Below are 23617 nucleotides of genomic sequence, written 5' to 3'. Positions count from 1 at the left end.
ACAACGATTGCTTGCATTCTCTCCAAATATGAATATAATTACGAATCATTCTCATTAGCAAAATTGTTTGCGCTATTTTTACCATTAACTATCGAACGTTAACCAGTCGACAAAAGGCGTGTTTCATGTATATTTGTGTCTGCAAGGGGGTTACTGATCATGCGATTCGCGAAGCCGTACAGCAAGGCGCGGAGCGAATGCGGGATCTCAAAGCCAGTCTAGGCGTTACAGAACAATGCGGGATCTGTGCCTGCCATGCAAAAATGGTATTAGATCAAACACTGTTACAAGAAGCCTCGGCTCGCCCTCAGCTACCCAAATCTGCTCGTTCTTGCGAGCCAACCGTCTGAGGAGACAGTTATGAAAGGCAACGCAGACATCATTCGCTGGTTAAACCGCCAATTACAGCAGGAATTGACCGCGATCAATCAATATTTCCTTCATGCCCGTATGTATAAAAACTGGGGATTTGACAAGCTTGGAGAACACGAGTACCACGAATCGATCGAGGAAATGAAACATGCCGACAAACTGATCGAGCGCATCTTGTTTTTGGATGGATTGCCGAATTTACAAGAACTCGGAAAGCTGCTCATCGGTGAATCTGCCCAGGAATGCATCACTTGCGATCTCAATCTGGAAAATTCATCGCGCGAAACACTCATCGCCGCCATAGCGGATTGCGAGAAAGTGCAAGATTATGTGTCGCGTGAAATTCTTGAGCATATTCTGGAAGATACCGAAGAACATATCGATTGGCTGGAAACGCAATTAGGCGTGATGCAAAAAGTAGGCAGCGAAAATTGGCTACAAAGCCAGATGTAATTTTTCCAAACTACCACTGACTTTGCCTAACCAGCTACGGAGCGCTTTTAGTAATTCATTTCATCCCTTTTCTCGAATAAGCACCTATATTTCCGCACCAAACTTTCAGGGCGAATTCAAAGTTGAATTCGCCTCTGTTTAAACACGCCCCCTTTGATAAAAGAGTGATAAAAGAGTGCACGCAGCTCCTCAACTATCAACTAAATTGCAAAGCGGGGATATGGCAGAAGCAGAACTCGCCGATCAGCTTCTTAGCGCAGGCAGTTGTTCATCTTTTGGTACAAAATTTAGCGCTATACCATTGTTGCACCAGCGTTCTCCCCGGGGAGGCGGGCCATCGCTGAACACATGACCCTGGTGACCTCCACAGCGCACGCAGTGATACTCCTTGCGTGGCCAGATCATCTTGAAGTCGGTTTTTGTCGCCACGTGCCCAGCAATAGGCTGGGTAAAACTTGGCCAGCCTGTCCAACTTTCGTATTTATGCGCGCTTTCGAACAATGGCAAATAACAGGCAGCACATATATAAGTGCCCTCACGATCTTCATAAACCAAATTACTGGATTCGGGTCTTTCAGTCGCCTCTTCAAACAGTATTTGATATGCCCTGGCTGAGAGCAATTCGCGCCATTCCTTGCGAGTTTTGTTGAGGGGTGTAATCGGATGGGCAGCCTCTCCAACCACTTGCGCCCGGAAGCATGCAGGAATCAGCGGAAACACGGCTGCCACGGCAAGCGCTTGTAACAAAGTGCGTCGTTTCATGACATTTTCTCTAAATCAACAAGGGTACTTTTTCAATGGGCTCCGGTATGAGCCAATTGCTTGAATTATAATTTATTCGTAGTTTCAATGGTTCATGCATCGATTGACTCACCGATTTTCAACAGTTCACTGAAAGTCACTGAAACCAGAGTGGCAAGCCAACCATATGACAAAACAATGCTTCGACAAAGCAAAAGCGCTGATAGACGCGGCAAATAGTGAAGACCCTAATCGGGAAATCAGCGAAGGAAAAGACTGGCCAAAAGAACTGCTTTACTCGCACCGCATGTCAGACATGCTCGAGCGCTACGCCCCTGAAGCCGATGACGCTATGAAGCTGGCAGCACGTGCACAACATATCCAACGCTGGCAATCACCACGAAGTGATTACCCGATGAATCGTAAGGGTTACCATCAATGGCGCGCTGGGTTGAACAAATTTCATGCCGAAACGATTGCCGATCTACTCACAAAGGCTGGATATGAAGATCAATTGATCGATCGTGTGAGCCGGGCTGTTGGCAAGAAGTCGCTCAAAACAAATCCAGATAGCCAACTATTGGAAGATATTGCCGGCTTGGTGTTCTTCGAATACTACCTGCTTGATTTTGCTGACAAGCACCCCGAGTACGACGAGCGTAAATGGATCGATATCATCCACAAAATTTGGCGCAAAATGTCTGGCCGTGCCCATCGATACGCGCTCGCCGGGCACATCAAATTTCCTGATTCACTAGCTCCAACAATCCAGAAGGCAATAGCAGAGTATCATTGAATGCCCTGCATGCATAAGCTTGCGGGTTAGCGCTTGACTATTCGTTTATCCAATAGACGAAGCCCCTCCTCCCAAGCTTCGCTGTGGTTGAAAACCCACATGATTTGCTGGCAAACGCGCATAAGCTGTTGAGCCCATGACCACTTGTCGATGCGTTTGACACCTTACTCGCTTTCTTATACTTTCGTTTCCTATGATCCAGCACCACTCACCACAAAAAGGATACTACCCTCATGCATCCAGCCCTTGAGTCTTTAAAAGCCCGGTTTGCCGAAATCGATGATCTGCGGCAGGCAGGTTCCGTGCTCCATTGGGATATGTCGACCTACATGCCTCGGGATGGAGCAACCGCACGCGGCCGCATGATCGCCACAGTCGAGAAGGTTGCCCACGAAAAACTGACCGATCCGGCGGTAGCCGCCCTTCTCGAAACCGCATCGGGAATACCAGATGCGACATTGACCGCTGACGATCGGGCATTCCTACGCCTGGCCCAGCGACAGTTTACCCGCGCGTCGAAAATTCCCTCCGCTTTCAAGGCTGAATTTCTTCAACACATGGCCGCGTCTTACGACATTTGGGTGCACGCGCGTAAATCGAATGACTTCAACGCGGTAGCTCCCTTTTTGCAAAAGACTGTCATCTACTCACGGGCCATCTCGGATTTTTTCAACGCCGGCGAAACGGCATGGGATCATCCCATGGACCCGCACATCGAAGATGCCGATCCCGGCATGACCACGGCGAGTCTCAAGACGCTTTTTGCCGACCTTCGACGGGAACTCGTGCCATTGGTCCGCGAATTGTCATCTCGCGAAAAACCGCGCACCGACTTTTTGTCACGAACCTATCCCAAGTCCCGACAAATGGAATTTTTGAATTGGCTGGCCAAGCAAATCGGCTACGACTTCAATCGCGGGCGCCAGGATCTCACCCATCACCCCTTCATGACCAAGCTTGGCGCGGGAGATGTCCGTATCACGACCCGAATCGACGAAACGAACCTCTGTGACGGCCTTTTCAGCACCATTCATGAATCTGGTCATGCCTTCTATGAACTGGGGCTTTCGCCACACCTGGACGGAACCATTCTGGGTCACGGTATTTCCGCCGGAATCCACGAAAGCCAGAGCCGTCTGTGGGAAAACCTGGTAGGCCGGTCGCGCGAATTCTGGACATATTTTTATCCCCACCTGCAAGCCCATTTCGCCGAGACGCTGCAAGACGTTTCTCTGGACGAATTCTATCGCGGCATCAATCGCGTAGAGCCTTCGTTGATTCGAACCGAGGCCGATGAAGTGACCTACAATCTGCACGTCATGATACGCTTCGATATCGAAGCACAGCTATTAGACGGCTCACTTGCGGTCAAGGATCTACCTAGCGCATGGAACGCCCGATACGAAGCCGACCTCGGCATGCGCCCGCCATCCGACACCCAGGGCTGCCTGCAGGATGTCCATTGGTATTATGGAAGTGTCGGCGGCATGTTCCAAGGTTATACGATTGGCAACCTCTTCAGCGCACAGTGCTACGACGGCGCACTCAAAGCACACCCGGAAATTCCACAAGCGATGACACAGGGAGATTTCAGCACCCTGCATACGTGGCTGAAGGAAAACATCCATCAGCACGGCTCAAGCCTGTTCCCGCAGGAGCTGATCCAACGCGTAACCGGCCAAGACCTGTCGTCGCAGCCTTTTCTTGCGTACTTGAAGCGAAAATATTTGTAGAGGTTCTAGCCAACAAAATGCGCCAATTTCCATTTGTAGCACCAGGGACTTTTTTTCTTAGCCAATGCAGCAAATCAACCGTTTGATGTGCAACTTGCTCTCATGTTGTCGGAAAAATTTACATAAACACAATCAACCAAGGTATTAAGCGCAACGATCATCAACAAAAACAATCCACAATCAATATATTAGCACGCTAATCGCTGCTGAGAAGTCGGGGCGTCAGGCCCGACTGTTGGAACTCGATCCTATCTATGTATTGTGATGTGATTGTACGCCGCTGGCAGGACTGGACTGGCAAACAGGCAATCCTAGCTGGATGCGAACAAACCTTTGCTGACGTGGCTTTGCAGCGCGAAGCCGCTGTAGCCTGAAAAATTACTTGTCTTGCCGCTTGAGATCGCGATAAAAATGCTCGTGCGGACCAAAGGTTAGCAGTTTCAGGCTATTCTCATCGAGAATACGGTAAGCCAGCATGCACAACTGGTTCGATAAATGGAACTTGTAGACTCGAATGCCTTGTAGATCTCCCACCTTCGCTTCACCGTACTCAGGATGGTTAGCGATGGTGCGCACTGCTTCATCCAGCAGTTCAGATTTTTGTTTGGGATGCAGCTTTTTTACAGCACGCTCAAATGTAGGGGTAACAAGCAGTCGCATCAGCCGAACTTATATTCGCCGACAGGCTCCTCCTGATCAGCGAGCAGGATATCGCGGATCACGCTAAACGGTAAATCGGGATTCTCTTCGGCGATTCTGCCAATCTGCGACCAATATTCGATTTGCTTGGGTACCGAGCGATGCTGAATTTGTGCGTAACGTTTGGCCTGAGCAACCAGCTCCTCTGACAACTTTACGTTTATAGACATGGCATTCTCCTGCTAAAAGCCCATTATAGTCCAATAGGTTCCATAAAGTAACCTTGATGTTTTCTCATCGGCTTTCACGCTGGCAACAAAGCTAAACGGCTATACTGCTGGCTTCTCAACCCACAGGAGGATTTGAAGCGATGAACAAGACTGAATTGATTGAGCAGATTGCCATCCGCGCCAACTTAACCAAAGCTGATGCAGGTCGTGCCTTGAACGCTGCGCTGGATACCATCGTTGAGACCGTAAGTAACGGTGATGATGTCACGCTGCCCGGTTTTGGTTCGTTCAAAACAACCGAACGCGCTGCCCGGGAAGGCAAGAATCCCAGAACAGGCGAGAAACTTTCGATTGCTGCGACAACCGTGCCCAAATTCTCTGCCGGTGCAACCTTCAAAAGTGCAGTTGCCAAGAAATAGCCGAGTTAAAACCAAAACCCACAGGGAGCGGCCTTTTCCGCTCCCCGGGCTCACCTGCCTTGTAGCCATCAATGATGGTGCTAACGGCGAAGCCATGCCGGACATCATGGATCCTTGGTCTGCATGCCGCCGTACGTGGTGTGATACTGCAAGGGTGTAGCAGCTTGTGGAATGTCGGCTGCACGTTCTTGTAGCGCAGCCGCCTGCCTGCCGAACACGACAATTCGATTATCTTGGTGATGAATGTTTATAACAGGCTTTGCCGTTTTCTATAATTGGTAGGATTATAGAGCCTAGCAACTAATTTTCCGGATCCATCTATCATCCGCAGATTTTTCTGATTTACCTTCAGGGTCCTAGTGGCCCGTTTGTTTAGGTAGCTGAGCTGTACAGTTGTCATCGTTCTTGCTAATTTTCCAAATCTTTCGTTTTATCGGAATGGTGCAGAGCACACGCTTGAGGGGATTGGTATCGATCCGGTACATCCAGATCGGCCAGCAAGACCTCCAGCACCCATCTTTGTTCTCGTGTTAGTCTTGTGCAGTCACTAGCGGATTGCTTGCTGATGGTTTTTACTAAATTTATGGACATAAAATGGAAGATGATTATTGGATAAGCCGTTGGAAACAAGGTGAAATCGGCTTTCACCAGGATGAAGTGAATCCCTATTTGCGTCAGTATTGGGATACGCTCCATATTGCGCATGGTGACAAGGTATTTGTTCCGCTCTGTGGGAAAAGCCGCGATATGATCTGGCTGCACGAGCAGGGACACGCGGTGCTGGGTATCGAGTTGAGTGAGTTTGCGGTACACACTTTCTTCAAAGAGAACGATCTCGTTCCCCAGCACGTGATCCGTGGACAGTTCAATCATTATGAGACGGACGGCATCACGATCCTGCACGGCAATTTTTTTGAATTGAGTCAAGCCGACCTCAAAAATGTACGCGCTGTATACGATCGCGCCTCTATGGTTGCCCTACCCCCCGAGATGCGCAAGCGCTATGTTCATCACCTAGCGACAATTTTGCCGTCTGCGACAAAAATCTTGCTCATCACTTTCGATTATCCCCAGTCTGAAATGGCGGGGCCGCCTTATGCGGTTTCACCGGAAGAAGTGCAAGCACTCTATCATGACCATGCCGAGATACAATTATTGGCTAAGCTGGACGTGCTCGAGCAGAACCAACGTTTCCGGGAACGGGGGTTGAGTCGAATACAGGAAGCTATCTTTTTGCTGACGCTTCGGTGAATGCACGATAATTGCCCCCGTATCTTGTCCACATTTTCTGGGGATAAACTTGTGGATAACATGTACATAGCTGCGCTAAGATAGCTGTTCGTAATATCTTTTTACAAATTGATTAAATTTAAAACAAATAAAATAATATTTACAAATCAAATAATTATAATTTTTCCTATATTAACGGATACTTAGCCGGCATATAATGACCTCAGAAAAAAAGTGTGGATTATTTCATGATGTCAAGGGGTTTTCTTGATTTTTTTACTGCTTATCACGGCCATGCTAGCTACTCCCGCCTGGGCGCAAGAAAAATGTCTCGTCAAGCTCGAATTCGAAAACATAACCCACGAACAAGTCAGCGCGCTGATCAACGAGGCGGGGGTGCCAGCGATCATTGCAGCGAGTTGGCAATCCGCCCTCAACAAATTTCCTACAAAACATCCCAAAGGAAAAATCGCAAAATACGATCTCAACGATGACGGTCTCGAGGAGACCATTCTTTATTTATCGGGTACCGGTATGTGCGGTCAAGGCGGGTGCCATCTTATCTTTTTCCAACTCGATCCGGAAAATGAAAAACTGGCGTATCAGACCGCACGCAGCGGCTCTGCCGATATCCTGATACTCGATGATAGGAGCAATAATGGTTTCCATAACATTGCGATCAAACCCAGGGATAAAACCGGTCTTCCCACAGCAAATGAATATATGCGCTATCGCTGGAAAAATGGCGATCTAAAACAAACGGACGAAATCATTCGGTTTCAGCATAGGAGCGATCATTGTGACTAACACTTATCAGGATTATTTCGATTTGCTTGGGTTCAAGGAATCTTCCAGTATTCCCGGTGGGGTTCAGAACTATGATACGGAGAATCGATATGGTTATATTGGAAAATATCAGTTTGGTGAGGCGGCGCTTTTTGATCTGGGGTATTACAGTTTCGATAACAGTGACCACAATCTATTCAGAAATGATTGGGTGGGTAACTGGTCAGGAAAAAACGGCATAACGAGCAAGCAGGATTATCTTCATAACGGTGCGGCACAAGAAATCATCGTGCGCGAGTGGCACGATACGTTATGGGGGCGAATCACCTTTCTGGGGCTCGATAAGTACGCCGGGCAAATCCTGAATGGTAATTTGATCACGGTCTCTGGCATGTTGGCCGCTTCACACCTAATAGGAACAGGCAGCCAATCATCCGATGTAGCCGGGCTAAAGGGCTATCTGCTATCGGGCGCGGTATTCAGTCCCGCTGATGGCAATGGAACCACTGCCAATGAATATATGGCTGTGTTCCAAGGCTACCAGACACCGTTCACTGCCAACCATGACCAATCCCATATCATTGAAGGCGGTGCAGGCCGAGATACCCTAACTGGCTTTGGAGGTGATGACGTGTTAATCGGCAAGGAAGCGCTCGATAGTGCTCGATATCACGGTAATGCTGCTGAATACCACTTAGCAAAGCGTCCTGATGAAAGCTGGTTGATCGAACACACCAATGGCGGATGGGAGGGCTCTGATGCGCTCATCGATATTGAACGCATTCTTTTTAGCAATACCGCCCTCGCACTCGACCTCAATGGAAATGCAGGTATCACCGCAAAGATACTGGGTGCGGTATTCGGCCCAGAATCCATATCGAACAAAGTGTATGCGGGAATCGGTTTGCATTTGCTCGATAACGGTATGCACTTTGAGGAGTTAATGCAACTGGCCATCGAGACAGCGCTTGGAGCAGACGCTACCAACCATGCGATGGTCGTCAATCTGCTTTATGAAAATGTTGTAGGTTTCGCCCCTAGTGCCGAGGAAGCCGCTTACTACATAGAATTATTGGATCATTCCATTTACACTACCGCTTCCATTGGCGTCATGGCGGCAGACACACCGCTCAACCAAGCGAATATCGACCTGGTAGGCTTGACTCAAACCGGCCTGGAATATTGGCCGGTCACTGCTTAGCCTTGCCTCCCATCCATCGGGAAAGAAACATGAATAGTGCCCGGCTGTCTGTGCCAGACACGTTCTGGCAAACGCATGATCCAAAGCATGCACTCGGTTAACTTTACCGGGCAGAGTTATTCGCAAAAATAAGCTTGTCCAGTAAAGGTGATTTTTTTATCGGTTCCAGGTATCTCAAACCGGCCTGCATTTCTGGCATCGATCTGTCTCACGTGCACCGTGTTACCCCCCAGGCTAGCCGCTTCGTTTCTCAATTTGTTTCTGGCCGACATCAGCCGCACCGGGTAAGAAGCTTCGTTCTCACTGTCCAGCGAGGAGCCCGTCACATTCCCCAACAACTTACAGCTTGTAAGATCCTGCTCGCCCAGCAATATCATGACCGTTGTTGGATCGTTAGGGGCTGGGGCTGGAGTTGAAGCATGACCCGTCGATACAAAACAGCACAGCGCTACCACACAAATGGATCGCTCCAGCAATGCCTTGACTGTACACGATGCACGCATCGAGCCAGCAGCTAACCGGAATCGCCCCACGTCAGGTACGCGCCGCACAGCGCTTTTGTACACCCCATGCTGGAATCGTTGGCTAACCCACAATTTGAATTTCACCATAATACGCATAAGTAATCGCTCACAAAGAAAAAGTTAACAAAAAATAATTTGCCTTTACTCACTTTCTTCGAAGATAAAAAGGATAATTTTCTCAGCGATGGCTGAACGAAAATAATCCTTCTCGCTGCTACGTGCTCCAAACAACAAAGGAGCCAATTGGCTCCTTATGTTTTGTTGTAGTCGAAAACCTTATTTGACCCGGCTACGGTATTCCATTGTACGGGTGTCAATTTCGATTTTGTCACCGATTTCGCAGAACAGCGGTACCGACAGTTCGAAGCCGGTGCCTATTTTGGCCGGTTTCAGCACTTTCCCGGTGGTATCGCCTTTCACGGCAGGTTCGGTGTAGGTGATTTCCCGTACGACCGAGTTAGGGAGCTCAACTGAAATCGCCTTACCATTATAAAATACGACTTCGCATGCCATACCATCTTCCAAGAAATTCAGTGCATCCCCCATCGTTTCCGCTTCAACTTCATATTGATTGTACTCAGCGTCCATGAAAACGTACATGGGATCAGCAAAATAAGAGTATGTGACCTCCTTCTTATCCAGCACGACGACATCAAACTTATCATCCGCTTTGTACACGGCTTCGCTGGGCGATTCGGTCAGCAGATTCTTGAATTTCATTTTTACCACGGAAGAATTCCGGCCGGATTTGCTGAATTCGGTTTTCAAGACGACCATGGGGTTGCTACCCACCATAAATACATTACCTACTCTAAGTTCCTGTGCTGTTTTCATCTAATCTATATAAAATCTGGGAGCTAAAAATCACCTATTATACTCGGACAGCTTTCAAAAAATCTAATTTTCGTCGTTGAGTCAACGTAATTCTTGCGAATTTTACTTGTTAAATATCAGTCAGATACATTCACTCAGGTTTGTTCGCACGCAAACTTTTTCAGCTAGTGGTTTGTGCGATCTTTACAAAAATGCACCAAGTTGTAAGCGAGATCTTTAAATCGAGCGAGCTGTTCTGCCCAGGCCGTGGCATGGCGTTGCAACTGGGCGCGAAACTGCCAGAAGCCACTCCAATCCAAATTCCCATCACCATTCCACTGCCGGTGAAATGTGCGCACTGCCGTGGCTGCATCTGGCATTAAATCGTGACAATAGCGGTCGAGAAATGCCTCGAGCTTGACCAGGTGCGCCTGATCCTGCTGCGGGTAGATATGCCAAACCAGCGGCCGTGCTGCCCACTGCGCACGTACGAAAGAATCTTCACCGCGTACAAAATTGCAATCGCACGCCCACAGCAAAGCGTCATAATCCTCTTGGGATAAAAAAGGAATGATATGTAAAGTCAGGTTGCCGCGGAGCACACTGGCGCCTGGCGCCAGCGTTTGTATTCCGGCCCAGCCCGCGATCTGCTGCAACAAGTGGCTTGCTGGCACCAGGCAACGAACAGGGGTAACCGAGGCAGCCCAACTATCAAGTAAACGGCTCACTGGCGCGCTGTCATAGCAAAACAGCGAGACCACTGTTTCGGTAGCCGCAGGGGGCGCCAAACCCAGCTGACGCCAAAACTTCACGGTGTCGCTCTGAAAAGCCTCGCGTTGCGCCAACAATCCTTTTTCTCGCAGCAATCCGCCAGTTGCCGCGGTGAAACCGGGAAAGAAGAAATACTTGGTCAACGGCATGCGTGGATGCGGTGAGGCCAAGCCATGACAGCCTTCCACCCACTGTTCCGCCGATAGATACTCCAGATTAATCCATGCTCGCGGGGTTCCTGCTTCTGTACTGATGGTGCATCCATTCTGGATTTGGTCATGCTGCCGAGAACAGGTGCCAGCCATCGCCGACACGTAATTCTCCGGCAATTCACACCCGAAAGCTTCGATCACCACATCCGCCGGCGTCACGTTAGGAAAAGGGTGGCGCCAATGCCTCACCTCCACTCCTCGGCAACTTTGTATTGCCAGTCGAGCATCAACTGCCGGACATAGGCGTTGAAGACGGGTCATATCGTCCACCCACAACCGTACGGCGAATCGATATTCCATGACAAGCTGCCGCGACAACCGCCAGCACACACCTATATCGCCGTAGTTATCGATGACGCGGCAAAAAATATCCCAGCGCATCATCGCCCTTGCGTCATGCCGATAATACCGTTTTCTTTTTGCCCTTCATGGGAATATGGCCGATGCGTCCATACCTGAACGAAGACAGGGGTACTCGTCGATCCAGCATAGCCCACAGGCGTGCGTACAGAAAATAACCAGGGTTGCGTTAGGATTTGTGATAAAACGATGTAATAAAGGCCGAGATGTCCAACATCCCGGCCTTTATTGATTACCAAACAGAGGGTTTAACTTATAGTTTATCGGCATGGCTGCTGAGATACTCAGCAACGCCTTCCGGACTCGGTTTCATGCCGGGATCACCGCTCTTCCAACCTGCAGGGCATACTTCACCTTGCTCTTCAAAGAAACGCAGCGCATCGACCATACGGATCATTTCATCGACATCACGGCCGAGCGGCAAATCATTGACGACTTGATGACGAACGATCCCTTGCCTATCGATCAAGAACGAACCGCGCAGCGCAACATGGTTGGGATGGCTAACGCCATAAGCATTCATCACTTCGCCACCCAAATCGGCAACCAATGTGATATCGATCGGCCCAATCCCACCTTTCGTTACCGGCGTATTACGCCAAGCGTAGTGTGTGAAATGAGAATCTACCGATACGCCGATCACTTCAACATTCCGTTGCTGAAAATCCTTTGCACGATGAGAATGGGCAATGATTTCTGAAGGGCAAACAAAGGTAAAATCCAGCGGGTAGAAAAACAATACCGCATATTTGTTGCGGATATGGGTATGAAAATTGAAATTTTCATCGAAGGTGCCATTGGGCAGTACCGCAGGTTTAGTAAAATCAGGTGCAGGTCGAGTGACGAGTACAGACATAATGATTCCTTTCTAGTTATAAAAAATCTCAGAATAAATCGAATTTATCATACCCACACAGACAAGGGCCCAGCAAACGAATTGGAAAACAACAAACCGGGTAACCACCCTTCGAATGAACAACGAAAGGTGTCCTGCAGGCATGACAAGCTTATACCATCGCCAAAGCAAGTCTGGCTATTTTAACGTACTTGGCGTACTTAACGCACATGAAGTCAAGCTCATGCATACTCATACTATCAGCTTCCTCCATCTTCATAAAATTATACTCGTTATCGCCATGATAAAAGCAAGCAACTCAAATTTTTGCATACATGTTCTGCCGTAGCTCATCCTATCGCCCTTGGCCTGATTTGACAGAGCGCGTTAGATCGTGTAGAAATCGCATCTGATACGGAATGACAAAGGAAAAGCATGCTAAACGAAACTATGCAATTGGATACCGTTATCATCGGTGGGGGTATCACGGGTCTTTATACCTGCTACCAGTTATGTCAACAAAAAGGACCTAACCATAAGATCGCCCTGTTTGAGGCATCCGACCGGTTTGGCGGGCGCATCGAAACCGTCGAAATGGATGGGTTCCTGGCAGAATTCGGGCCGATGCGGTTTGAGAAAAAAGGACAGCCGCTGCTTATGCAGCTCATCCAGACATTGGGACTGGAAACGTGCTATTTCCCGCCTTATACACCAGCAACCAATTTAGAAGCACTTTTTGATCTGGAAAAAGATGAAGGCCGCATTTCTCATGGCCATCCATTCAATGCGCTTGAGTTGCTCAGTCTAGGGATATTACGGATTCTTCAGCAAAGCGGCGGCGATTTAAACAATCCGCGAGACACGCACCATTGGGAATGGTGGGCAACGTTGGATGAACCTTTTTATCATCAGGTCAGAAGTGAGCTCACCTTCAATGGCATCCCACTACACAAAATGGGTTTTTGGAATGCCTTGAGCGAAGTGTTGAGCCACAACGCGCTCAAGAAAATCATCGAGTATGGCACTTTTTATCATCTCATTCACCAAAATCCCAATGCCGCCGAATGGATCAATTTTTGGTTGAGAGGATTGCATCCCGGTGACGAGCTGGTTGGTATCAGACAAGGCACCGAGGCGCTGATTACCGAGTTGACCCAAACGCTGGCTTCTCCTCAGTACGCATCCGTACGACTTTACAAAAACCATTGCCTGTCAGCTATCCATCAGGATGGCAATGATCAATTGCGACTCGTTCTAAAAACGAGCCATCATGAAAGCGTCACCGTTCGCACCCGCCATCTCATCCTGGCCATTCCGCAGAGCCCCTTGAAAAAGCTCCTGCCATTCTTTCCTGACGCGATTAGCCGCATCATCGATGCGGTCATCCCCATCCCATTGATGAAATGTTTCTTTGTCACCAAAAAGCCTTGGTGGAATGCTGCTACCAAGCCTCAGACCCGTGCCTCGTCCATCCCGGCTCGTGAGCTACATTACTACTATCGGGAAGAACAAGACGAAAAACGCGGCATGGTAATGGTCTACGGCGATGCCCCTTCCATGAATTATTGGAAGTTTTTTGTCACAAACGAGCCGCACCAAAAAGCGGAAATCAATCAGAACGAGCGATTAATCGAACAATACCTGAAATATTTGACACCTCATCCCGGCAATATCCATCCCAAAGAACGAATTGCACAAACTCAGGCGATCACTTGTTTCGGGATCCGCGATTGGAGCAGAGAACCCTTTGAAGCTGGCTGTCATATCTGGAAACCCGGGATACAAGCAGAACAATCGATCGCCTTGCTGGCCAGTTTTGGTCTCGCAGATTCGCCTGCTAAAGGCAATATTCATATTTGCGGCGAGGCTTATTCCGATTTTCAAGGCTTCATCGAAGGCGGATTACGTTCAGCTCTGGGCGTGATACCCCATATCCAATGAATCGCTTTGCTCATTTTTAACATAGGAGTCACTTTCATGCAGCAGTGGATTTTTCTCTCGATCGCGATTGTGAGTGAAGTCATCGCCACTTCATCCCTTAAGGCGGCGGAGGGCTTTACACGTTTCTGGCCATCATTGGTGGTACTGGTTGGCTACTTGCTGGCTTTTTACTTTCTATCGCTCACGCTCAAAACGATCCCAGTTGGTGTCGCCTACGCCATCTGGTCAGGCGTAGGGGTTGTACTCATTGCACTGGCAGGCTGGTTGTTTCTGGACCAATCGTTGGATATGCCCGCCATTATCGGCTTATCACTCATTGTTACAGGTGTCGTGGTCATCAATGTGTTCTCTAAAACAATCTCCCACTGACCTTTTCAGCTGGTCACCTCTCCTTGCTGGCCAGATCCGCCAAAAATTGATCCAGTACTTCCCTGCTCACATGCGGCATCACCACTACATGTGCGTAAGGCGTTCGCCGCCGATCGATTTCCAATCCCATGACTGCCAGACTATAACGATCTACCACCGCATCGCTCGGCTTTCTGAAGTAGACCAGATTGGATCGCTCGCTGGTTCTCACAGGAGACAGATGTTTATAGTGATTCGTCATTTCTTTAAACAAATAAGCTGTGTTGTCCAGCATGGCCTTAGCGTCTTCGGTCTGCTTCTGAAAAGCGGATGCCGTACTGAAGAAGTAAAACTCAGCTGGCTTCACCGCATCACGTGAACAGGTAATCGTTCCCGGCACTTGCAAAATGTATTCGGGGTCATGAATCTGACCAAACTGAACCTGAAACGCTTCAAAATTCCTTTGATCGGTGATGAATAAACCGGCTGGCGATGGAAATCCAAAAAATTTATGGCAGGAAACCGCGATGGAATCATAGCGCTTCACCTTTCCACCCGTCGCCTGATCAGTGATTTCATACAATAAATCCGCTGCATAAGGCGTATGCGGAAGGTAACCGCCAAACAGCGCAGCGTCCAGGTGCAGATAGGCGGCACGCCCTCTGAGTTTAGATTGGATGCCATCGATGGAATCGATCGATCCCTTGAAAGTCGTGCCGATTGTGGCGACCACTAAAGCGGGATAATCCGCGTTTGCGGTCAATTGCCTTTCCAGGTCATCGACATCCATGCTGCCATCGTGATGAGTGCCAACTTCCACCCATTCCAAATTCAGCACATCGCGCAGAATCTGCATGGAATAATGTGCTTCCCGCGTAAAATAGACTTTGGGCATCACGCCTGTTTGGCTCTTGAGTAACGTGCGCCCCATGTACATCCCGTGCATATTGCTGTCTGTGCCGCTATTCGTCAGAAAGCCCCAGACATTGTCCTGCGAAAAGCCGTATACCGTACCAAACCGATCTATCAACGCTTTCTCAAACTGATGGCTATTGAAAGGAATATGGCTATGCTCGTAGGGATTGCCTACGTTGTTAAAGGCAAATTGATTGAGCCCCACCGAGAGCAATTTTTCGCGCCAGGCAAAAAATTCGTCGGACAATGTCGCCAAATTGATCGGGTAACCAAGCAGTCTGTTCTTCTGTTCAGGCAAGGCGCGCATGCCGCTCAGGATGGTTGAGGTGGTTTGCCGTGGTTGACTCGGCAAAGATTGCCCCAGCAACGCCTGCGGATAGCATGTGGCCACCAACGCACCGGCACCGGTCAAACCAAGAAATTGCCTACGATTTATCAACATGGTTTTGCACTCCCATAAAAATATACACTTCGCACTTCAAAATTCGGCATGTATACCTTCTCCTGCTGGGAGAAGGTTGGATGAGGGATGGTAAAAACCGAATTTTGAGGTGCGGTGAGTCTATCTTTAACTTTTGACAACAACTACAACGGCCAAATCCACAACAGCATGGGGATACTCACGAGGATGACAAGCAATTCCAGTGGCAAGCCCATTCGCCAGTAATCGCCAAAGCGGAATCCACCCGGGCCTAGGATCAGGGTATTGTTCTGATGGCCGATCGGCGTCATGAAGGCACAGGAGGCACCGATGGCCACTGCCATCAGAAAGGTATCCGGGTTTGCACCAAGCTGGCTAGCCGTACCGATCGCAATCGGGCACATCACGGCGGCCGTGGCTGCGTTATTCATCAAATCGGACAATGTCATGGTGACGATGAGAATAAGCCCCAAAGCAATGATCGCATTGCCTTGCGCCATCAGCGTCAGCATCCCCTTGGCAATCAAGTCGGCCGTTCCAGTGGTTTGCATTACCCCTGCCACCGGAATCAATGCCGCAAGCAATACGATTACCGGCCAGTCAATCACTTGATAAAGCGAACGCAGAGGAATCGTATGGAATATCATCGAGGCCAGCACACCCAGGGTAAAGGAAATCGCCGGCGGCAGCAGGCCGAATGCGGCAAGCCCCACCGCTAACACCAGAATACCCCCCGAAACGATTGCCTTATGTTTGTCAGGAATACGCAATTCCCTTTCAGCCAGCGGCACACAACCCGAATTATCGGCAAATCCAGCAATAGCATCGGGCGAGCCCTGCAATAGCAGCACATCACCCGCCTTGAACCGAACGGTACGCAAACGAGTAAGGGTACGCCGACCTGTGCGAGACAACGCCAACAGATTGATGCCATAGCGGGTGCGCAGCAGAATATCACTGGGTGAACGGCCAACCAAACTGGACGCAGGTAAAACGGCAAGCTCCATCAGGACGATCTCATCCGTCGGTTTGTCTTCTTTCTCAGGAACGGCTGGCTCATTTTCCTCATTGTTGGCATCGGTCTTCTTTATTTCCACTACCGCTTCCAGGGCTTCTTCAGCCTGCTTACCGTTATTGGCTTGCTCGATTTCTTTGGTTTTCGCTTCCTCCAACTCCAGACCAAGATTGGACAACGCATTCGGCAAGGTTCCCGCTTCTGCTTCAAGAATCAAGATGTCACCTGCGTAGATAATCCTGCCGGAATCTGGCGCAATCACGCGGACATCATTACGCACCAGGCCAACGACTTGCGCATCTGCCTCGTCCAGCATGGCTTCGATCTCACGCAACCGCATCCCAACCGCCTTGCTTTCTTTTGTCACGCGCGCTTCCGTTAGGTAAGCGGCCGTATCGAAACCCTCGCTGCTCGCCTGTTTGCGAATCGGTACCAGCCGCCAGCCCAACAACGAAATGAATAACACCCCCGTCACAGCGACTGCCAACCCCACTGGGGTAAAATCAAACATGGAAAAATTTCCCGCCCCCATCTCCGCACGTATCCCCGATACAATCAGGTTAGGCGGCGTGCCGATCAAAGTGGTCATGCCCCCGAGTATGGAACCGAACGCAAGCGGCATCAGTACCCGTCCAGGCGGCATCTCCAAGCGAACGGCAATCTGCATTGCAACAGGCATCAGCAAAGCCAACGTCCCGACATTGTTCATGAAACCCGACAAAAGCGCCGCAACCCCGGTCAACGATAAGAAAGTTACCGTGGGGCCTGCCTTGGCAGGCAACACAGATCGCGTCAACCAGTCAACCGCACCGGTATTTTGCAGGCCGTAACTCAATATCAACACACAAGCTACGGTAATCACGGCGGGATGACCGAACCCGGTAAAGGCTTCCGAGAATGGCACTAGGCCCGCCAACACGCAGGCAAGCAGGGCGGCTACGGCCACCATATCGTGGCGCCAGCGTCCCCATAAAAACAAGGAAAGCGTGGCAAATAAAATGCCAACGATGAGCCATTGCTCATTCGTCAGCATGCGTTCTCATCCAATCTCAAGGGCACTTGTTCTTACGCCAGTAACGTCACATCCCTCCCATCAAAGCAGATTGAAGCGCACTTGCCACTGCGCTGCCGCCCGACCCTTGGACATACTGCACCACGACAGGAATGAATTTTTGCACCATATCAGGCGTCAATCCGAGCTGCAGAAAAGTTGCCGCCATTCCACCGCCTCCGATAGGGCTGGGCGCGGGTGCTGCCGACAATAATGCTGGCATTTCAGGCACCGAATCGCTCAACGCGGTAAAATCTCCCGCTGACATGCGTGATTTCGCCAACTGGAACAACGCGCCCGCTCCCCCCTCAGCTTGTGGTTGGGATACGCCCAATTGCTGCATCAATACACTGGTCAAACCGGTGCCCGCCGTTGCACCCGGCACCACCGCTGTCGCGGCTTCCCCTCCTTGAAAAACCTGTGTGCCTTTCTGCAAGGTTCCAGCCGCGCCCGATAAATCATCTAAATCGACTGCATGAGTATAGCCGGTTAAAAACGAAAGAAAGCCCAACAAAAGGGTAGTTTTTAACAAAATTATTTTCATCGTTGCACTCCTTTATGAAAAGAATTACTCAAGGATATCGATACAGCATTCCACAATTTTGACGAAACACATGAACGCTACGGCTTTCCATTTTTTCATAGCTATCCGCATGCCTGGGATTAGCTTACCACCGATTCAATCCAGCATTCAGAAGAAAATTTGAAACAACACAGGAATGGAAGCACAAGCGCACCCAGGATAGCGCATTGACACACCCGGCATGCAGCCCTATAGTCAATCGTGCTAACCAACGGGTGCGGCCTCTCGTCAGTATTCTGATTTAGCCCGAATCGGTGTTATTGTAAAGCGGCGCAATTTCCTCGTTCAGTCGTCAATAGCTTGACTAAGAGGCTATCCAAGAAAGCAATGACCATGGTCAATTTAAAAGAATCGACAATTAAAGCGCCCCTCACCCTGTTTTTATGCGGCGATGTCATGACGGGCAGAGGCATCGATCAATTACTGCCCCACCCAAGCAACCCACAGTTGCACGAGCCTTATGTGCGCAATGCCCGGCGTTACGTCGAATTGGGTGAGAAAATCAACGGTACGCTCACCAAACCGGTTAGTTTTGATTATATCTGGGGCGATGCGCTGGCCAAACTGGAAAACATGAAACCCGATGCGCGCCTCATCAATCTGGAAACCAGCATTACCATCAGTGATGATTTCTGGGCAGATAAAGGCATCCACTACCGCATGCATCCCACTCATATCGATTGCCTCACCGCTGCAAACATAGATTGCTGTGCCCTGGCGAACAATCACGTCCTGGACTGGGGCTATGCCGGTTTGAGCGAAACGCTGCAAACCCTGCGTCATGCCCGCATCCAAACCGCGGGCGCTGGCGCAAATCTGCAGGGAGCGCAAACTCCGGCTATTCTGGATATACCCGCTAAAGGCAGAGTGATGGTCATATCCTGCGGTACAGCCTCCAGCGGTATTTTAAGCGAATGGGCTGCCCGAAACGGGAAAGCGGGTGTCTATTTGTTATCTGATCTATCACGTGGTAGCGTTGACGAAATCGGCTCCATCGTGCGACAAGTAAAGCAACCCGGCGATATCGCCATCGTTTCCATTCACTGGGGTGGAAATTGGGGATATCACATTCCCCAGGAGCATATCGAATTTGCACATCACCTCATTGATTTTGCCGGAGTCGATATCCTGCATGGCCATTCTTCCCACCACCCCCTGGGATTGGAAGTGTATCGAGAAAAACTGATTCTCTATGGCTGCGGCGATTTCCTGAATGATTACGAAGGGATAGGTGGGCATGAGTCGTATCGGGGCGATTTGTCCTTGATGTATTTTGTCAAGGTTGCTCCGGATACCGGCCAATTGATCGCGCTTGAGATGGTACCCATGCAAATCAGACGCTTCCGATTGAACCTTGCTTTGGAACACGACGCCCACTGGCTACACCGCACCTTGGACGAGCAAAGCCGAAAATTCAATTGCAGGATCGAGTTAACAACCGATCGAACCCTCAAACTCGTTCTTTAACCAAAAAACTGCTTTGTCGGCTATATTTACATTAACAATCAAGCCAGAGTGATGCCGTCGTTTGAAAAACGAACAGGCTTTATGGTGCGATACACTTAATCTTTAAGAAATCGGATCAAAAACGCTCGATCTTCCACGTTTTGAATCCCATTTATCCAGGTTATCTTATTCGCAATAGCACGTTAGCTGATTTTGCTTTGTCACAAGCGCTTGTAATCTTGTCGGAATTTCTTACACAAGTATAGAAATAATAATAATGTAAAACATTAAGTAGTTGTTTATGCAATATTTATTATCTGTGGCATGCATTATGCTTCAGAATAACTAGAAGCTAAAAAATATCCACCCTTTTAGAGCCGTTCACAAATGAAAAAAATAAAAAATCGATTTAAATTGCTTACCCTTGGGTTAGCCATTGGCATCAGTGGCGGAGGAATATTCTCATCACCCTCTGCCCATGCGCTAGCAATCATCAATACCTATAATTTTTCGGGGTCAGCTACCGTCACGGACAGCCAAAATACAGGTGCACAAACCAAAACTACTAACAATAACGCTGCGCTTGGAACAACCGCCATCAATCAATTCGACTCAAGTTTAGGCGTATTGACAGGGGTAACCGTCAATCTTACTTCAATACAGACACAGACTACGCAAACCACATCAACTGCAGGCGGTGGTTCAGGTGCCAATACCAATGTAACCTCGAGTGGCACGGCGACCAGCAGCGTCAAACTCGAAGGTGCAGGGATTAGCTACCAGTCTGCGAATTTGGCCGTTACAGATGATTGCGCAGGCAAAAGAAAGGATGACTGTACCGGTGCTGCTTCCAGCAACAGCCAAAACGTCAATACCAGTGCTTCTCCCAGCGATCTCAATACTTTTACGGGAACGGGCGACATCACACTCACTCGCACGGCAACAACCCTAGAAGCGACCCAGCTCAGCAATGTGTTCACTGGAACAGAATCAACCCAAGGAACCGTCGGCTGGGACGGTCAGCTTCAAGTAACCTACGATTATCTGCTGCACGCAGCACCCTCCTTCAGCGAAACCACACAAGTGCTGGTGCTAGATGTCGATTTCGGTACATTGGCTATTGGAGACAGCGCCACCCAGTCATTCGATCTCTTTAATTTAGCCAGCATCAATCGTACCGGTCTTGATTTGGATAGTTGGATTGAAACTGATCTTGATAATAAGTTCGCCATTGATGATTTGTCTTTCACGAACTTGTCTCAAGGCGCAAGCAGCAACGGGCTCATTACCTTTGATACTTCCAATGCAGGTAACTTTAACGCAAGCTTTGTATTGAATCTGTCCGATGCCAATATCGGCGCCTCGGATAGCTGGCATCATTACCAGCTTACCCTGAATATAAGAGGCATCGTTGGAGAAACAACTTCATCGCCCGCACAAGTGAATGATATCCCTGAACCTGGCATGCTCGCGCTGTTGAGTATCGGTTTGTTCGGTCTTTTAGGGTTGACGCGGCGAAGAAACTAGAAGTTACTAATTTGTCGATTAATTTAAACTAGATTCCTCTATAAGGAATCTAGTTCCAACACTGCAAGCCATGCCAAATGATCTTGCAGTGTTTTTTTATGCAGTGAAATAATCGTCACGAGCAAGTCAGATTTGGCTTACCCTTTCTGTAGTACTCATTCTCCATTCTTCGGTTGTAATTTTTTAGCTTGCTCATCCAGCTTTTTCAAATGCGCTAGCTTTTCTGCTATTTTTGCTTCCAACCCGTAGGAAGTGGGTTGATAAAAATCCACCGGCGGCATGCCATCTGGGAAGTAATTTTCCCCAGCAGCGTAGGCGCCCGACTCATCATGCGCATAACGATAATTTTTCCCAAAACCCATATCTTTCATGAGCTTGGTCGGTGCATTGCGCAAATGTATCGGCACACCGCGTGATTGATCGTGCTCGACAAATGCACGCGCTTTTTTATAGGCAAGATAGGCCGCATTGCTTTTCGGTGCACAGGCCAGGTAGAGTGTTGCCTGCGCTAATGCCAGTTCCCCTTCCGGGCTTCCCAAGCGTTCATAGGTACTGCAGGCGTCCAGCGTCATGGACAAAGCGCGTGGATCAGCAAGGCCGATATCTTCTGCCGCAGCGCGAACCAATCTCCGACCGATATAAAGCGGATCGGCTCCGCCATCCAGCATGCGGCACATCCAGTAAAGCGCGGCATCCGGGGATGATCCTCGAATAGCTTTATGCAACGCAGAAATTTGATCATAAAAGGTATCGCCCCCTTTATCGAAGCCTCGCAAGCCACGCGATAAAACATTACGCAAATAAGCGCTATCGATCTCGGTTACCTTTTCAGTCTCGGCGGCAATACTCGTTTGCTCGAGTAGATTGAGCAAGCGCCGCGCGTCACCATCAGCGAAGGTAATCAGCAAAGTCTTGGCTTCCGCAGCAAAATGCAATTTCTGCAATTCGGACTGGCAAGCGCGTTCGAACAAACGCAGCAGGTCTTCTTCCGCCAATGCCTTCAGCGTATAAACTTGAGAACGTGACAAGAGCGCACGATTGACTTCGAACGATGGATTTTCCGTCGTGGCGCCGATAAACGTAATCAACCCCTGTTCGACATAAGGTAGAAAAGCATCCTGCTGCGCCTTGTTGAAACGGTGTACTTCATCAACGAATAAAATGGTATGCCGGCCAGATTGCTGCAAGACATGTTGTGCTCGTTCGATCGCCTCACGAATATCTTTCACGCCGGACAGCACCGCTGATAAGGCGATAAACTCAGCATCGAATATTCGTGCCATCAAACGCGCCAGTGTCGTTTTTCCGCTGCCTGGCGGACCCCATAAAATCATCGAATGCGGTTTGCCGGATTCGAAGGCAACGCGCAAGGGTTTGCCGGTACCTAATAAATGCGCCTGTCCAATGACCTCATCCAATGAGCGGGGACGCAAGCGTTCCGCTAACGGAGCCGCCGGCTTCGGTTGCGCAAATAAATCAGTCACTGATCACATCCGCCCCTTCTGGCGGGGTGAACTGGAACAAGTCGGGTGAAAGATCGAGGTTAGCATCAAGATCGGTAAATACCAGCAAAGTAAATTGCCCAAAGTTGTCACGCAATACCATTTCACGTAATTCGCCCGCCTTGGAGAAACCCATCCGTATCAGCTCGAAAGTGCTTTCTTTGGCTCTTGGCGTGGCTTCCAGCCATTCCATGTCATCTTGCACATCGATATCGGTTAGTTCGAAATCCCGCTCGATGGTGCTGCTGCCCGCAAGTAACGCCGCGGGACTGCTCCCAATTGCGAGATCCAATTGGCGCACCGTCACTTGATTGAGATCCTGATCGTAGAACCATACCCGGCTACCGTCCCCCACAATCAACTGCTGGTAGGGTTTTTCATAGACCCAGCGGAATTTTCCAGGACGCTCGAACATCATGGTACCGCTCGCTTCTTGCATGACTTGTAAGTTTTTATCGAGCAAAGTCTGAGAAAACACCGCTTTAAACGTGTGGGCTTGCTGCACGAAGCTGCGTAGGCTATCGATCGCTGAAGCGTAGGTCAGCTGGGAAAATAGAAAAAATAACAAAATCAGAATAAATCGACTCATGCTGCTCCTCAAAAATAATATCTGAATGGAGCCGGCATGGTTGAGCACGTTTTCGTTATCCATTCAACTTGGTCACTATATATCATGCGCTGATTACTCAGACGAACGGATGATGCGCGAACGGGCAAAGCAATCTGAAGCAATAAACGATCCATAATCATAGC

At 49.2% G+C, this 23617-nt stretch carries 26 protein-coding genes; 12 read left to right on the top strand and 14 right to left on the bottom strand.

Annotated elements, in window-relative coordinates; genetic code table 11:
- The first annotated feature begins 125 nt into the window (after positions 1-125).
- Together C8R30_RS04565 and bfr are read left to right on the top strand one after the other, a co-directional pair.
- The gene (locus C8R30_RS04565) at positions 126-350 is read left to right on the top strand and encodes a bacterioferritin-associated ferredoxin (RefSeq protein ID WP_107783340.1); all 225 of its coding nucleotides are present in this window, start codon (positions 126-128) and stop codon (positions 348-350) included.
- Between the two features lie 10 nt (positions 351-360).
- A complete protein-coding gene (gene bfr, locus C8R30_RS04560) occupies positions 361-825 on the top strand; it encodes a bacterioferritin (protein WP_090670997.1) in 465 nt (154 codons plus the stop codon).
- Positions 826-1068: 243 nt separating this feature from the next.
- Here bfr and msrB read toward each other — a convergent pair whose 3' ends face one another.
- Positions 1069-1587: a peptide-methionine (R)-S-oxide reductase MsrB gene (gene msrB / locus C8R30_RS04555; RefSeq protein WP_107789644.1), complete on the bottom strand. Its 519-nt coding sequence runs from the start codon at positions 1585-1587 to the stop codon at positions 1069-1071.
- 166 nt (positions 1588-1753) lie between these two features.
- On the opposite strand from msrB, the gene C8R30_RS04550 reads away from it, so the two are divergent.
- Together C8R30_RS04550 and C8R30_RS04545 are read left to right on the top strand one after the other, a co-directional pair.
- Positions 1754-2362 carry a DUF4202 domain-containing protein gene (locus tag C8R30_RS04550; RefSeq protein ID WP_107783339.1) on the top strand — a complete coding sequence of 203 codons (609 nt, stop codon included), beginning with the start codon at positions 1754-1756 and terminating at the stop codon, positions 2360-2362.
- A 233-nt stretch (positions 2363-2595) separates the two neighbouring features.
- Positions 2596-4095 carry a carboxypeptidase M32 gene (locus tag C8R30_RS04545; protein WP_107789643.1) on the top strand — a complete coding sequence of 500 codons (1500 nt, stop codon included), beginning with the start codon at positions 2596-2598 and terminating at the stop codon, positions 4093-4095.
- Between the two features lie 378 nt (positions 4096-4473).
- Here the strand turns inward: C8R30_RS04545 and C8R30_RS04535 are convergent, their stop codons facing one another.
- A complete protein-coding gene (locus tag C8R30_RS04535; protein WP_107789642.1) occupies positions 4474-4755 on the bottom strand; it encodes a type II toxin-antitoxin system RelE/ParE family toxin in 282 nt (93 codons plus the stop codon).
- Complete coding sequence (locus C8R30_RS04530; protein ID WP_090670981.1) at positions 4755-4964, bottom strand: TA system antitoxin ParD family protein; 210 nt, start codon at positions 4962-4964, stop codon at positions 4755-4757. Before C8R30_RS04530 ends, C8R30_RS04535 begins: the two co-directional genes overlap by 1 nt.
- A gap of 140 nt (positions 4965-5104) precedes the next feature.
- Here C8R30_RS04530 and C8R30_RS04525 point away from each other — a divergent pair, with 140 nt between their 5' ends.
- Positions 5105-5383, top strand: a complete 279-nt coding sequence (locus C8R30_RS04525; protein ID WP_107789641.1) for an HU family DNA-binding protein — start codon at positions 5105-5107, stop codon at positions 5381-5383.
- A gap of 408 nt (positions 5384-5791) precedes the next feature.
- On the opposite strand, the gene C8R30_RS15710 is transcribed toward C8R30_RS04525, so the two are convergent.
- Positions 5792-5974, bottom strand: a complete 183-nt coding sequence (locus C8R30_RS15710; protein ID WP_146162677.1) for a hypothetical protein — start codon at positions 5972-5974, stop codon at positions 5792-5794.
- A 3-nt stretch (positions 5975-5977) separates the two neighbouring features.
- Here C8R30_RS15710 and C8R30_RS04520 point away from each other — a divergent pair, with 3 nt between their 5' ends.
- The 3 genes from C8R30_RS04520 (at position 5978) to C8R30_RS04510 (ending at position 8600) form a co-directional block, all read left to right on the top strand.
- Positions 5978-6634, top strand: a complete 657-nt coding sequence (locus tag C8R30_RS04520; RefSeq protein ID WP_107789640.1) for a thiopurine S-methyltransferase — start codon at positions 5978-5980, stop codon at positions 6632-6634.
- 246 nt (positions 6635-6880) lie between these two features.
- The gene (locus C8R30_RS04515; RefSeq protein ID WP_107789639.1) at positions 6881-7420 is read left to right on the top strand and encodes a hypothetical protein; all 540 of its coding nucleotides are present in this window, start codon (positions 6881-6883) and stop codon (positions 7418-7420) included.
- Positions 7413-8600, top strand: coding sequence for a hypothetical protein (locus C8R30_RS04510; protein ID WP_107789638.1), 1188 nt, complete (start codon positions 7413-7415; stop codon positions 8598-8600). The genes C8R30_RS04515 and C8R30_RS04510 overlap by 8 nt, the downstream gene beginning before the upstream one ends.
- Positions 8601-8716: 116 nt before the next feature.
- Here the strand turns inward: C8R30_RS04510 and C8R30_RS04505 are convergent, their stop codons facing one another.
- The 5 genes from C8R30_RS04505 to C8R30_RS04485 all read right to left on the bottom strand — a co-directional run bounded on the left by C8R30_RS04505 (position 8717) and on the right by C8R30_RS04485 (position 12136).
- Positions 8717-9220 carry a DUF4156 domain-containing protein gene (locus C8R30_RS04505; protein ID WP_107783331.1) on the bottom strand — a complete coding sequence of 168 codons (504 nt, stop codon included), beginning with the start codon at positions 9218-9220 and terminating at the stop codon, positions 8717-8719.
- A 180-nt stretch (positions 9221-9400) separates the two neighbouring features.
- Positions 9401-9958 (bottom strand): elongation factor P, encoded by a 558-nt coding sequence (gene efp, locus C8R30_RS04500; protein WP_090670962.1) that lies wholly within the window; start codon positions 9956-9958, stop codon positions 9401-9403.
- A gap of 164 nt (positions 9959-10122) precedes the next feature.
- Complete coding sequence (gene earP, locus C8R30_RS04495; RefSeq protein WP_258191931.1) at positions 10123-11304, bottom strand: elongation factor P maturation arginine rhamnosyltransferase EarP; 1182 nt, start codon at positions 11302-11304, stop codon at positions 10123-10125.
- Positions 11301-11519, bottom strand: a complete 219-nt coding sequence (locus tag C8R30_RS04490; protein ID WP_107789637.1) for a hypothetical protein — start codon at positions 11517-11519, stop codon at positions 11301-11303. Before C8R30_RS04490 ends, earP begins: the two co-directional genes overlap by 4 nt.
- Before the next feature lie 14 nt (positions 11520-11533).
- A complete protein-coding gene (locus C8R30_RS04485; RefSeq protein WP_090670959.1) occupies positions 11534-12136 on the bottom strand; it encodes a peroxiredoxin in 603 nt (200 codons plus the stop codon).
- Positions 12137-12550: 414 nt separating this feature from the next.
- Between C8R30_RS04485 and C8R30_RS04480 the strand changes: the two genes are divergently transcribed.
- Both C8R30_RS04480 and C8R30_RS04475 read left to right on the top strand, forming a co-directional pair.
- Positions 12551-14056: a flavin monoamine oxidase family protein gene (locus C8R30_RS04480; RefSeq protein WP_107789636.1), complete on the top strand. Its 1506-nt coding sequence runs from the start codon at positions 12551-12553 to the stop codon at positions 14054-14056.
- Positions 14057-14092: 36 nt separating this feature from the next.
- The gene (locus C8R30_RS04475; protein WP_107783328.1) at positions 14093-14425 is read left to right on the top strand and encodes a DMT family transporter; all 333 of its coding nucleotides are present in this window, start codon (positions 14093-14095) and stop codon (positions 14423-14425) included.
- 13 nt (positions 14426-14438) lie between these two features.
- Here C8R30_RS04475 and C8R30_RS04470 read toward each other — a convergent pair whose 3' ends face one another.
- From C8R30_RS04470 to C8R30_RS04460, 3 genes are all read right to left on the bottom strand, one after another.
- Positions 14439-15761, bottom strand: coding sequence for a pyridoxal-dependent decarboxylase (locus C8R30_RS04470; protein WP_107789635.1), 1323 nt, complete (start codon positions 15759-15761; stop codon positions 14439-14441).
- A 143-nt stretch (positions 15762-15904) separates the two neighbouring features.
- The gene (locus tag C8R30_RS04465) at positions 15905-17788 is read right to left on the bottom strand and encodes an SLC13 family permease (RefSeq protein WP_239654172.1); all 1884 of its coding nucleotides are present in this window, start codon (positions 17786-17788) and stop codon (positions 15905-15907) included.
- Positions 17789-17834: 46 nt separating this feature from the next.
- Positions 17835-18350: a DUF2780 domain-containing protein gene (locus C8R30_RS04460; RefSeq protein WP_090672207.1), complete on the bottom strand. Its 516-nt coding sequence runs from the start codon at positions 18348-18350 to the stop codon at positions 17835-17837.
- A 372-nt stretch (positions 18351-18722) separates the two neighbouring features.
- Between C8R30_RS04460 and C8R30_RS04455 the strand changes: the two genes are divergently transcribed.
- Both C8R30_RS04455 and C8R30_RS04450 read left to right on the top strand, forming a co-directional pair.
- Positions 18723-19856, top strand: coding sequence for a CapA family protein (locus tag C8R30_RS04455; RefSeq protein ID WP_107789634.1), 1134 nt, complete (start codon positions 18723-18725; stop codon positions 19854-19856).
- A gap of 366 nt (positions 19857-20222) precedes the next feature.
- Positions 20223-21362 carry a choice-of-anchor E domain-containing protein gene (locus C8R30_RS04450; protein ID WP_107789675.1) on the top strand — a complete coding sequence of 380 codons (1140 nt, stop codon included), beginning with the start codon at positions 20223-20225 and terminating at the stop codon, positions 21360-21362.
- Between the two features lie 155 nt (positions 21363-21517).
- Here C8R30_RS04450 and C8R30_RS04445 read toward each other — a convergent pair whose 3' ends face one another.
- Both C8R30_RS04445 and lolA read right to left on the bottom strand, forming a co-directional pair.
- Positions 21518-22846 carry a replication-associated recombination protein A gene (locus C8R30_RS04445; RefSeq protein ID WP_107789633.1) on the bottom strand — a complete coding sequence of 443 codons (1329 nt, stop codon included), beginning with the start codon at positions 22844-22846 and terminating at the stop codon, positions 21518-21520.
- The gene (gene lolA, locus C8R30_RS04440; protein ID WP_107783396.1) at positions 22839-23453 is read right to left on the bottom strand and encodes an outer membrane lipoprotein periplasmic chaperone LolA; all 615 of its coding nucleotides are present in this window, start codon (positions 23451-23453) and stop codon (positions 22839-22841) included. Before lolA ends, C8R30_RS04445 begins: the two co-directional genes overlap by 8 nt.
- Positions 23454-23617 lie beyond the last annotated feature (164 nt).

This window comes from Nitrosomonas nitrosa, assembly GCF_003051105.1.
Lineage (GTDB): Bacteria > Pseudomonadota > Gammaproteobacteria > Burkholderiales > Nitrosomonadaceae > Nitrosomonas > Nitrosomonas nitrosa.
The sequence above is the reverse complement of the archived record's forward strand: the minus strand, read 5'-3'. Positions and strand labels throughout refer to the sequence as shown.